This window comes from Streptomyces sp. Je 1-369, assembly GCF_026810505.1.
Classification (GTDB): Bacteria; Actinomycetota; Actinomycetes; order Streptomycetales; family Streptomycetaceae; genus Streptomyces.
On sequence record NZ_CP101750.1, the window covers coordinates 4153933 to 4165865 of the forward strand.

At 70.7% G+C, this 11933-nt stretch carries 11 protein-coding genes; all 11 read left to right on the top strand.

Annotated features, from left to right (window positions below):
• Positions 1-229 precede the first annotated feature (229 nt).
• The 11 genes from NOO62_RS18880 to NOO62_RS18930 all read left to right on the top strand — a co-directional run bounded on the left by NOO62_RS18880 (position 230) and on the right by NOO62_RS18930 (position 11477).
• Positions 230-1024 carry an ATP-binding cassette domain-containing protein gene (locus NOO62_RS18880; RefSeq protein ID WP_268772068.1) on the top strand — a complete coding sequence of 265 codons (795 nt, stop codon included), beginning with the start codon at positions 230-232 and terminating at the stop codon, positions 1022-1024.
• The gene (locus NOO62_RS18885) at positions 1024-2325 is read left to right on the top strand and encodes a hypothetical protein (RefSeq protein WP_268772069.1); all 1302 of its coding nucleotides are present in this window, start codon (positions 1024-1026) and stop codon (positions 2323-2325) included. Before NOO62_RS18880 ends, NOO62_RS18885 begins: the two co-directional genes overlap by 1 nt.
• An 81-nt stretch (positions 2326-2406) precedes the next feature.
• On the top strand, positions 2407-3051 hold the full coding sequence (locus tag NOO62_RS18890) for a hypothetical protein (protein ID WP_268772070.1): 645 nt from the start codon (positions 2407-2409) through the stop codon (positions 3049-3051).
• Positions 3052-3139: 88 nt separating this feature from the next.
• Complete coding sequence (locus NOO62_RS18895) at positions 3140-3850, top strand: hypothetical protein (protein WP_268772071.1); 711 nt, start codon at positions 3140-3142, stop codon at positions 3848-3850.
• A 227-nt stretch (positions 3851-4077) separates the two neighbouring features.
• Positions 4078-4794 (top strand): DUF4232 domain-containing protein, encoded by a 717-nt coding sequence (locus NOO62_RS18900; protein ID WP_268772072.1) that lies wholly within the window; start codon positions 4078-4080, stop codon positions 4792-4794.
• A gap of 437 nt (positions 4795-5231) precedes the next feature.
• Positions 5232-5513, top strand: a complete 282-nt coding sequence (locus NOO62_RS18905; RefSeq protein ID WP_268772073.1) for a hypothetical protein — start codon at positions 5232-5234, stop codon at positions 5511-5513.
• A 215-nt stretch (positions 5514-5728) separates the two neighbouring features.
• On the top strand, positions 5729-6037 hold the full coding sequence (locus NOO62_RS18910) for a hypothetical protein (protein ID WP_055570172.1): 309 nt from the start codon (positions 5729-5731) through the stop codon (positions 6035-6037).
• 228 nt (positions 6038-6265) lie between these two features.
• Positions 6266-7114: a hypothetical protein gene (locus tag NOO62_RS18915; protein ID WP_268772074.1), complete on the top strand. Its 849-nt coding sequence runs from the start codon at positions 6266-6268 to the stop codon at positions 7112-7114.
• The gene (locus tag NOO62_RS18920; protein WP_268772075.1) at positions 7104-8474 is read left to right on the top strand and encodes a hypothetical protein; all 1371 of its coding nucleotides are present in this window, start codon (positions 7104-7106) and stop codon (positions 8472-8474) included. Before NOO62_RS18915 ends, NOO62_RS18920 begins: the two co-directional genes overlap by 11 nt.
• Positions 8471-10030, top strand: coding sequence for an SCO6880 family protein (locus tag NOO62_RS18925; protein ID WP_268772076.1), 1560 nt, complete (start codon positions 8471-8473; stop codon positions 10028-10030). The genes NOO62_RS18920 and NOO62_RS18925 overlap by 4 nt, the downstream gene beginning before the upstream one ends.
• A gap of 46 nt (positions 10031-10076) precedes the next feature.
• Positions 10077-11477, top strand: coding sequence for an ATP-binding protein (locus NOO62_RS18930; protein WP_268772077.1), 1401 nt, complete (start codon positions 10077-10079; stop codon positions 11475-11477).
• The last annotated feature ends 456 nt before the right edge of the window (positions 11478-11933 follow it).

The following is an 11933-nucleotide window of genomic DNA, read 5'->3' on the forward strand; positions in this document are numbered from 1 at the left end:
GGGCTCACAGCATCGGACCCAGAGCGTGTGAACGATACGTCGGGGCCCTCCGCGACCGGCGAGCCCCCCTGCGCGCCCAGCACGCCCACCCCGCCCCCACCCCACCCCCGCAGTGACCATGCGCACACTCGAACTGATGGCCTACGGAGCGTCACCCTCCGCCCCTAGCATGATCGGCGACCAAGCAGAGCTTCTGTCCGCCCCGAGGGATTCAGGACTCAGGAATCACGTGAGCACTCCGCGCAGCACCGTCGCGGCGGTCGCGAACGTCACCGTGCAGTACGGCTCGACGACCGCCCTCGACGACGTCTCCCTCATCTTTCCCGCCGGCGTCACCGGCCTCCTGGGCCCCAACGGGGCGGGTAAAAGTACCCTGTTGTCCCTGCTGAGCACGGCCCGCAGGCCCAAGTCCGGCACCGTCACCCTCCTGGGAGAGACCCCGGGGCGGGCCCGCGTGCAACGGCTGCGCAAGCAGATCGGGGTGCTGCCGCAGTCCTTCGGGTACTACCCACGCTTCACCGTCCAGGAGTTCACCGAGTACGCCGCGTGGCTGCGCAAGGTGCCCGCCGCCCAGCGCCGCGAACGCGCCCGCGAGGCACTGCGCCTGGTCCAGATGGAGAAGCACGCGGGCACCAGGATGGGCGCCCTGTCCGGCGGCATGCTGCGCCGCGTCGGCATCGCCCAGGCCATGGTCAACGAGCCCTCCCTCGTCCTCCTCGACGAGCCGACCGTGGGCCTCGACCCGGCCCAGCGCGTCGGATTCCGCAAGCTCATCCAGGAGTTGGGCGACCGCTGCGCGGTGGTGATGAGCACCCACCTCGCCGAGGACGTGGCCCACGTGTGCGACCGCGTCGCCGTCCTCCTGGAGGGCACGGTCCACTTCACGGGCACGGTCGCCGAGCTGTGCGCCCTGCCCTCCGGGGGCGAGGCCGGTGACGCGGACGTCACCGGGACGGACATCGACGGGGGCGCCGTGGAAGCCGGATACCTGCACCTCGCCGGTACGGAAGCGGTGGCCGGCTGATGCGCGTACTGCTCACCGAGATGCGCCGCGGCGAGGCCAAGTGGGCCGCCGCGCTCATGGGCGCCGTCGGCGTCTACTACTTCACCGCGGAGAGCCCCGCCGACAGCGACTGGATCGGCTGGTGGAACCAGACCAGCCTCCAGGTCCAGCTCTTCTCCGTCATCGTGATGGGCTCCGTGATGAGCGCCGCGGCCGCCTGGAGCGCGGGCCGTGCCTTCCGCCACCGCACCCGGCTCTGGGCCGACACGGCCGCCCGCGGCGGCTGGGCCCAGTCGATGCTGCTCTGGCTCGCGGCCTGGCTCTGGGCGCTCCTCGCGTACGCCGTACTGATCGCCGTCGCCTTCTCGCGCACCGCGGGAGTCAGCGAGGTCAGCGAGCCCGCGTGGGCGCCGCTGCTGCTCGGCGCGGGCATGATGGGCCTGCAGATCGCCGTCGGCGTCGCCATCGGCTCCGCTCTGCCCTCACGCGTGGTCGCGCCGTTCGCGGGCGTCTTCTGGTACGGCCTCTTCGTCGTCGTCGCGTTCGTCCCCGACACCCCGCTCGACAAACTGTTCCCTGCGATAGACGAGTTCTGGAGCTCGGAGTTCGAGCCCAACACGACCCGCATGCTGGTCGCCGTCGCCTGGTGCCTGGCGTTCGGCCTCGTCCTCACCGCGCTGCCCGCGCTCTGGCGCCGCGCCGCCCTCGCGCCCCGCCCGGTCGCGCTCGCCGCGCTCACGCTCGCCGCGCTCGTCGCGGGCGGCACCCTCGTGGCGTTCCGTACGCCGGTGCCCGACTCGTACTGGGCCGTACGCAAGGAACAGCCCGCTCAGCCGCTCTGCACCGCCAGCGGCCGCACGAAGGCGTGCCTGTGGCCGGACGACCGCCACCTGCTGCCCCAGGCCCGCGCCGCCGTACGGACCGTCGACTCCGGGCTCGGCTCCCTCTCCGGACTCAACCGCGCCTTCTACGCCGACGGCCTCGACCGCCCGTCCGGCGGCGCCACCGCCGAACTCCCCCTCATGTCACCGGCGGCCACCAAGGACGACCTGACCGACGCGATGTTCTCGGCGGCCCTCCCCCAGCCCACGTCACCGAAGTGCGGCCCGCACCTCCTCAAGTCGGCAGGCGGCTACCCCGACACGTTCCTGTTCGAGGCGGCCGTACGCGCCCGCACCGGGACCCCCGGCGAGTACTACGGCGAGGAGTTCGGCCGCGCCCTGGAGCACATCACCGGCGCTCCGCGCGCGCGGCAGGACCGGTGGATCGAGACGGCGGCGGGCAACATCCGCGCGTGCGAGCCGGTCCCCGAACTCCCTTAGCGGCTACCGCAGCTCCCCGTGGTTGCCCCGTAGCCCACTGACTGGCCCCCAGCTGCCCCCGAGCGAATCGACAGCGCCGCGATGCCCTTCCAAGACCCCCGCGCCCGCCTGACCCCGGCCCTCTCCTTCGTACGCTGCCGGGGCCTGCCCCGCGCGGCAGGCGTCGCCCTGCTCGTGGCCCTGGCGGCGACCGCGTTCGCGGGGCAGCGCGTAGCGGTACCGGAGTTCCGCTACCTGGTCGACTTCAGCGTCCCCGTGGCCGAGATCGTCCCGCTCGCCCACGCGGTGATCCTGGCCACGACGCTCTTCTCCCCCATGGCCGACCTGGAACAGACGTCGGCCCAGCCGATGGCCCGCCTCCGAGCCCTGTACCTGATCACCCTCCTCGCCCTGGCTCTGGGCCTGACCGCCCTCCCCCTCCTGGCCGGCGCCACGGGCGAGGTGTTCGTCTCCGCCGCCCGCAACGTCATCGGCCACCTGGGCCTGGCCATGCTCAGCGCCCGCCTCTTCGGCAGCGGCCTGGCCTGGCTCCTCCCCCTGGCCATGTTCGGCCCCACGCTGCTCCTGGGAGTGGGCAGCGACAACACCCCGGAACCCTGGGCCTGGTCCCTCCACCCGTCGACCCACACCCCGTCGATGATCACCGCCGTACTGCTCTGGGTGACGGGCGCCTGCGCCTCCGCGACGGCGGGCCCGCGGCAGTCGGAGCGGGCGGAACAGAACTGAGGGGGCGCGGGCGCGGGGACGCCCGGCCCCACCCACCCATTCAAAAAGCACTGGTCACCCCCCATACCCCCGCTGCTACCGTCCCGCCATGCCAGAGACCGGAGACTCCGCCGCCCCCAAGCCCGCCCCCGTCACCGCCACAGACGTCACCGCGTCAGACGTCACCGCCGCCGTACGTCTTGCCGTGGCCGTCCTGCGTGAGGCCCCCGGCGACGCCGACTGGAGCGGCAAGGCCGGTGGGCTGGAGTGGGACTGCTGGGAGACCGTCGAACATCTGGCGGACGACCTCTTCGCGTACGCCGCGCAACTGGGCCCCGAGCAGCCGCCGCTGGACACCGAGGTCCCCTTCCTCTGGTACCGCCGACGGCAGGGCGGCCCCTCCAACGTCACCTTCGCCGACCGCGAGTCCGGCGTCGCGGGGCTGTTGCAGGTACTGGAGTCGTGCGGTGCCCTGCTGACCGGCATGGTCGCGACCACGCCCTCGACGGTCCGCGCCCACCACAGCTGGGGCCTCTCCGACCCCGAGGGATTCGCCGCGATGGGGATCGTGGAGACGCTGGTCCACACGTACGACATCGCGGGCGGCCTCGGCATCGGTCACCTCTGGGCGCCGCCCGCCGACCTCTGCGCCCGCGTCCTCGACCGCCTCTTCCCGGACGTGGTGACGGACGCCGGGTCGTACGCCGGATCGGACGCCCCGTGGGACGTCCTCCTGTGGGCCACCGGCCGCGGCACCCTGCCCGGCCGACCCCGCCGAACGAAGTGGCGCTGGTACGCCGTACCGGCGGACGAACGCTGACCTCCGGAACCGTCGCGTCCCACCACGGCATTCCAGGTAATGGCCATACGCGCAGGTCAGAGCCCCTGAAAGCATTCCAGCGTTCCTGATCGTCCGGCACTCCTTGCCTCGCCCCGGAGGCACCCGCTTCGCTGTGGAGCAGGCCGAACACCCCGGCCCGGTAGAGCCCGACCCACACCACGTCACGCCATCCCACGCATTCTCACGCCACCTCACGGGGACCCCACATGAAGCACACGCATGCCACCAAGACCCTCCTCGCCGGTCTCGCCCTGATCAGCACGCTCGGCCTGACCGCTTGCAACGGAGACGACACCGGCGGCACGGGTGCGGGGTCCGCGGACTCCGCGTCCAGCGCCACGACGGGCGGCGGCGATGGTGGCGGCGGCGCGGGCAAGAGCGGCGGCAGCGACAGCGGCCAGGGCACCGGCGCCGACACGGACACGGGCACGGGCACGGGCACGGGCTCCGGCTCCGGCTCCGGCTCCGGCTCCGACACCAGCGGCAAGGCCGGTATCTGCCGCAGCGACGAGCTGGAAGTCTCCGCCGTCGACAACAGCACCGACAAGACGGAAGGCGTCGTCACCGTCCAGTTCAAGAACGGCGGCGGCCGCGCCTGCACCATCAACGGCTACGCGGGCGTCGACCTCAAGACCGCCACCGGCGACACCCTGTCCGTGAACCGCAACGGCGAGAAGCCCGTCCCCGGCGTCATCAAGGACGGTGAGTCCGCCGCCTTCAACATCACGTTCCCCATCAACAACAGCGGCGGCTCCGGCGTGCGCGTCTCCAAGATCCTGGTGACGCCGCCGAAGGAGACGAAGACCGTCACCATCGCCTGGCCCGCGGGCTCCCTCCCCGCGGACAACCCCGATGCCCCCTCCGGCGGCCCGAAGCTGTCGATCAGCCCGGTCGGCACGGTCAGCGACTCCCCCGCGGGCTGAGACACGGCCCGGACACCCGGAGGGCCCGACGTACGCCCCGACGTACGTACGTGACCCCTGTGGCCAGGTGAAACGACCTGGCCACAGGGGCTCACGCCTGCCCGCACCCGTTCGCGCCGGTGCACTCCGTCCCACATCCCCAGTCGATTGACGCGGCCCCAACGAGCCTCGATGGTGAGTGAATTGGGCGTCATGCGGCCTCTGTGTGCTACGGCGGCCGCCCACGGCGCAGCGTCACGGCCGGGGGGGGAGCCGCCGATGAGCGCACCGGACCGCAACCGTCGGGAAGGCCGCAGCCCGGAGGACCACCGTCCCAGAGGGCTCCACCCACCGGTTCCACTTCCACCGACTCCCCCACCCGCACCCCCAAGCGGGCCCGACGCCCACGCCGCGGCGGCGCGGTCGAGCTGGTCGTCGCCAACCTCGGCCCGAGACCGTTGGAAATTCTCCACACCGGCCCCAGGACCGGAACCGTCAAGCTGGAGGACTGTGCGTCATGCCGTATTCACGCCACCAGGACCCGTGGCGACGCCGCCTGCCGGGCAGGCGTCACGAAGTACCCGAGGACCACGCTGCGGCTGCCCGCAGGGACGTACCGCTACCTCTACAACCGGCTGGGCGTACGCAATCGAGCCGACGGCACGAAGCTCAGCCCTGCGTACCGCTACACCGACTGCTCCTTCGTGACCCGCGGCACCGCCGGGCTCGGACTTACTTAACACCTGGTCAGGGGCACGCCGGGCCGTCATTGCCCGGCGTCGTACCGCGTGATACACAGAGTCACCTGACCTCGCGTACGAGGAAACGTACGAAGTCAGCCAACGAATGGCGCCAAGGCGACATGCGCGGGCCCGATTGTCGGCGACAATGAGCTGTCCTCTGCACCGAGTGGGCAGAGGTGACAGAACAACCCACTAGGGGCGGTGAGTTACACATGCTTATGGCAGCCGAAAAGGGCGACATCACCACCATCATCGGCGGGATCGCCCCCGACTGGGGTCCCTTCGGGAGCCTGGGCAACGAGGCACGCGTGATGATCGAGGTCGTGATGGCGATCGCCATCCTCCTCTGTCTCGGCATCGCGATCTGGGGCGCGGCGAAGCAGCGCATCGGAGCGACGGCGCTGCGTGACACGTTCAGTGCGGAGCAGGGCAAGGGTCTGATCATCGCGGGCCTCACCGGGGTCTTCATCATCGGATCGCTGGGCACGCTCTTCACGATCGTCTACGGCATGGCGGTCTAGCGGTCCCCCGCAGCCCCCGCCGTCCTCTCTCCCCACGTCCCCCACCCTGTCCCCCACGTCCCCTCACCCTGTCCTCCCTCTCCCCCACCCGTCCGTCGTGCCCACCGGCTGAGGTTGCAACTCCCTGATGTCGAGTCACCACACCGCGCCCGCGCGGGAACCAGCAGGGCTACCGTCATACGTGTCCTACGAGACGGTCCAGCGAGAGGTTGAGGGGGCGTACGCGGCATGAGTCCCGACGACGACCGGAACGACGGCCTCTTCGGCGGCTCGGGAGAGACCCGGACGCGGCTTCCCGAGGGGGAGGGCGGGGGCGACGACGTCTACGGCGGCACCCGCAGATCCGCCCGCGGCGGCCGCACGTCCTCCCGCAGCCTGGTCACTGTCGTGGGCGTCGTAGTGCTGCTCATCGCGGCGATCGCCTTCGCCAACCGGGGGGGCGATGAGTCGTCCTCCGGCGACGACGACGGAAAGAAGCCGGACGCCGCGGCGACGGCCCCTACGGGAGAGAAGCCGGTCGGGGGCAAGAACGGGGGGATTCCTTCCGGTTACGCGCATGATGAGCAGGGGGCGCAGAGCGCGGCGGCGAACTACGCAGTCGCGCTCGGCTCGGCAGACATGTTCTCCAAGGACCTGCGGCACGGCATCGTGAACACCGTCTACACGCCGGAAGAGGCGACGAAACGGCAGACCGATCTGGACAAGGTGTACTCGGCCGAGAAGTTCCTGGGCAGCATCGGTCTGGACAAGAACGGCGCAGCGCCCAAGGGCACCACGTTCGTCTCACGCATCATCCCTGTGGGCACCAGGACCACGAAGTTCAGCGGCGACAGCGCGACTGTCGAGATCTGGTACTCGTCCCTCTTCGGTCTCGCGGGTGAGAACACCAAGAACCCGGTGTCCGAAAGCTGGTTCACCAACAGCTACCAGCTGCGGTGGGTCGGCGGCGACTGGAAGGTCTCCGACTTCCAGCAGAAGGACGGCCCCGTACCGGTCGGGCGCGACCAGCGGGCGTCCACCGCTGACGACATGGCGAAGGCAGTGGAGCAGTTCGGAGGGTTCACCTATGCCCGGTAGCACCCGTCGCCGCACGATCACACTCGCCGCTGCCGTCACCACCGTGCAGACCGCGGCCGTGCTGCTGGCCACCCGCGCCGTCGCGGCGCCGGACCCGCAGCCGTCCGACGATGCCTGCGATCTCATTCGTGGCCCCGCCAAAAAGTACTGCGAAAAAGGCCAGGAAGGCGAAGGCGGCGGAGGCGGGGGCGATTACCCCACCACACCTCCCCTCGGCGACTCCCTGGACCCCCTCAGCTCCCTCGCCAAAGGCTGTGCCGACGCCGCCTCCTGGACCGTCGACAAGCTCTCGGACGCCGTGAAGGAGACGGCGAACGTCGACTTCACGAACCCCGAGTTCCTGAAGCAGTACGCCGTCGTGTTCGCCGCGTCGACCGTCCTGACGCTCCTGCTGTGGCTGCTGGCCGTAGCGAAGCGGGCCGTGCGCGGCGTGCCGCTCACCACCGCCCTGTCCGAAGCCATCGGTTTCCTCTGGCTCACCGTCCTCGCCTCCGCCTTCACCCCCCTGATCCTCTACACCGTCGTCTCCGCGACCGACGGCGTCACGGACGTGATCGCGAAAGCGACGGGCGGTCAGACGGACACGTTCTTCGGGACGTTCTCCGGCGCGCTGAAGAAGGGCGAGGACATCGGAGGGGGACCGATCATGCTGATCGTTGTCTCGCTCGTGTCGATCCTCGCCGCCGGCGTGCTCTGGCTGGAACTCGTGATCAGGGCCGCACTCCTCTACGTAGGAGCGCTCCTCGGCACCGTCGTGTACGCGGGTCTCGTCGACAAGAACCTGTGGACGCACGTCCGCCGCTGGGCGGGCATCATGATCGCCGTCATTCTCGTGAAGCCGATCATCGTCATCGTGCTCGGTCTCGCCGGCGCGCTCTCCGCCGACGACGGGCCCGACTCGTTCTCCGCGGTCGTCTCCGGGCTCTCGATCATCCTGCTCGCCATCTTCGCGAGCGCCATGATCTACCGGTTCGTCCCCGGCTTCGGGGACGAGATCGCCAGCTCCCGGAACAACCGGATCATGCGCGGCGCCGAGAACAAGGCCGCCGCCGTGATCAGCTCCCCCGCCTCCCTCGTCTCGCAGGGCATCAAGACCCACAGTGCCCGCGGAAACGGAAACAGTGGCGGTGGCAACCAAGGCGGCGGGAACAGTCAGGCCCGCCCCGCCAACCCCGCCAGCGGCGGCGTCGCCGCCCACAGCAGCCGCGGATCCACCGGCGGCGGCTCCTCCAACGGCAGCGGATCCGTCCCCTCCGCCGCACCCCCGCCGCGCAGCAGCGCGACGGACACCCCGCACGCGGGCCACCGCGGCGGTTCACGCAACGGCAGTACCAAACGCACGGGAGGTGAAGGGCGTTGACGACCCAGTCCCACCTGTCCCAGCCGGTCGCGCCCCGCCGCACATATCTGATCGGCCGCGCCCGGCCGAACGCGATCGTCGGCAAGAACCGCGAGACCGGCGAGATCGCCCTGATCATCGTGGGCGCCTTCCTCGGCATGATGTGCGGGCTCCTCGTCCCCGTCCTCTCCCTGCGCATCGTGCTGCTCACCGGCCTGCCGATGCTCGCCATCGCGGCGGTGTACGTCCCGTACAAGGGCCGGACGTTCTACAAGTGGTTCGAGATCAATCGGAGTTTCAAGCGTTCCCTCAAGCGCGGCACCGCCTACCGGTCCGCCTCGCCCGAAGCGGGCATCCGGCTGGACGGCAGGGAGGTCGAGATCGGGCCGCCGCCCGGCATCGGCCGCATCAGCTGGCTGGCCGCGCCCTTCGGTCCTGACGAGATCGCCGTGCTGCTGCATGCCGACCGGCGTACCGTCACCGCCGCCATCGAGATCGAGGGGCCCGGCGTCGGGCTGCGCGACAGCGAGGACCAGGAGGCCCTCGTCGACCGGTTCGGGACGCTCCTCAAGCACGTCGCCAACGGCGACGGGTTCGTCACCCGCCTCCAGATGCTCGCCCGTACGCTCCCCGCCGACCCGGACGCGCACGCCAAGGACGTCAGCGTGCGCGGCGACAACCGTGCGCTGCCCTGGATCCAGGAGTCGTACGACCAGCTGCAGTCCATGGTGTCGACCAGCAGCGAGCAGCATCGCGCCTACCTCGTCGCCTGCATGCACTACTCCCGCGACCTGGCCGCCGAGGCCCAGGCGATGGCCCGCGCGGCCCGCCCGGCCGGTGGCAGGAAGCTCGACAAGGACGCCGGGCTCGCCGTCGTCATGGCACGCGAGCTCACCGACATCTGCTCGCGGCTCCAGGAGGCCGACATCCGGGTGCGGCAGCCGCTCGGCCAGGGGCGGCTCTCGTCGCTGGTGCACTCCATGTACGACCCGGACCACCCCATCGACCACATCCAGGCGATGACGAAGCGCAACGCCTGGCCCGCCGAGCTCGACGCCATGGAGCCCACCTACCTCCAGGCGAAGACCCGCGAGTCCTCCACCCGCGCCCCGTGGTGCCACGCGACGGCCTGGGTGAAGGAGTGGCCGATGACTCCCGTCGGCGTCAACTTCCTCGCGCCGCTGCTCGTCCACACCCCGGACGTCATCAGGACGGTGGCCGTGACGATGGACCTCGAACCCACCGAGGTCGCCATCGAGCGGATGCTCACCGAGAAGACGAACGACGAGGCGGAGGCGAGCCGCCAGGCCAAGATGAACCGTACGGTCGACCCCCGCGACATCGCATCCCACTCCCGCCTGGACCAGCGCGGCGAGGACCTGGCGAGCGGCGCGGCGGGCGTGAACCTCGTCGGGTACATCACGGTCTCTTCCCGTTCCCCGGAGGCGCTCGCGCGCGACAAGCGCACCATCCGCGCCTCCGCCGGCAAGTCGTATCTGAAGCTGGAGTGGTGCGACCGCGAGCACCACAGGGCCTTCGTCAACACGCTGCCGTTCGCGACCGGCATCCGACGCTAGAGCGCGCGAGCGCTAGACGGTATCGACGTAGAGGCAGGCTGTTGCGATGCGGGATCCGCTGACCGTCCTCACGGACGCCTTCACCGCCTTCCTGTTCGGGAAGGTCGAGACGACCAGGCTTCCGGTGCGTACGTCCACGGGGCAGGCCCAGGCGGTCTACCTCCCGACGGCCGCGCCCGGCCTCGGCGACTCGGGCGTGATCATCGGGCGTGAGGTGTACTCCGGCAAGGGGTACATCTACGACCCCTTCCAGCTGTACGGGCAGCAGCTGCCCGCACCGCACTGGCTGGTGCTCGGCGAGTCCGGCAACGGCAAGTCGGCGCTCGAGAAGACGTACGTCCTGCGGCAGTTGCGCTTCAAGGACCGCCAGGTCGTCGTCCTCGACGCGCAGGGCGAGGACGGGGTGGGCGAATGGAACCTCATCGCCCAGGAGCTGGGGATAACCCCCATCCGGCTCGACCCGACCGCCGCCATGGACCTGGGGATCCGCCTCAACCCCCTCGACCCCGCGATCACGACGACGGGCCAGCTCGCGCTGCTGCGGACCATCATCGAGGTCGCGATGGGCCACGGCCTCGACGAACGCTCGGGCTTCGCCCTGAAGGTCGCGCACGCGTACGTCAACGAGACGATCGTGGAGCGCCAGCCCGTCCTGACGGACATCGTGGAGCAGCTGCGCCACCCGGAGCCGGAGTCGGCGGAAGCGATGAACGTCGCCATAGACGACGTACGGGCGTGGGGTCTGGACGTCGCGCTCGTCCTGGACCGCCTGGTCGACGGCGACCTGCGGGGCATGTTCGACGGGCCGACGACGGTCGGCATCGACCTCGACGCCCCGCTCATCGTCTTCGACCTCTCCCACATCGACCGCAACTCCATCGCCATGCCGATCCTGATGGCGATCGTGGGCGTGTGGCTTGAGCACACCTGGATCCGCCCGGACCGCAAGAAGCGCATCTTCCTGGTGGAGGAGGCGTGGCACATCATCAACTCGCCCTTCGTCGCCCAGCTGTTCCAGCGCCTCCTGAAGTTCGGCCGACGGCTCGGCCTGTCCTTCGTGGCGGTGGTCCACCACCTCAGCGACGTCGTGGACGGGGCGGCGGCCAAGGAGGCGGCCGCGATCCTGAAGATGGCCTCCACCCGGACCATCTACGCCCAGAAGGCGGACGAGGCACGGGCGACGGGACGGGTCCTCGGGCTGCCCAGGTGGGCGGTGGAGATCATCCCCACGCTCACGCCCGGCATCGCGGTCTGGGACGTGAACGGCAACGTGCAGGTGGTGAAGCACCTGATCACCGAGACCGAACGGCCGCTGGTCTTCACGGACCGCGCCATGACCGAGTCGTCGGCCGACCTTCCCCCCGCCGCACCGTCCGACGACGCGCTGCGGGCGGCGGAGCTGGAGGCGGAGGAGCGGGCGGCGTACATGGAGCAGCATGCGGGATGAGTGGGAGCGGGGGCGGTCCCCGCACGGGCGGGGTCCGGCGGATCCCGGCGGTCCGCACCGGGGCGGTGGCGGTGGCGGTGGCGGTAGACCGGAACGGGGCGTCCCGGACGGGCTCCTGGTGGGGTTCCTGGGCTTCCTGATCGGGGCCACGGTCCTCGTCTGGTCGGCCACGAACCTCGCGGGCCGGTTCGCGCGGGGTGCCTGGCCGGAGAAGGTCTCCTTCGGCCACACGCCGCCCGCGGTACGCCACCTGGTCGGCAACCCGCAGGACGTGGCGGGCGCGTGGCCGGAAACCCCGGCGGACCAACTGTCGGGGTACGGCCTGTTCTGGGGCCTGTTCATCGGCCAGCTGATGGTGCTGATCGTCATGACCGTCTTCGTACTGGGCACGGTCACGCGGTGGCGTGCTGTGCGGAGGGCGCGGCGGGAGGGGCTGGGAGCCGCGGGGGCCGTGGC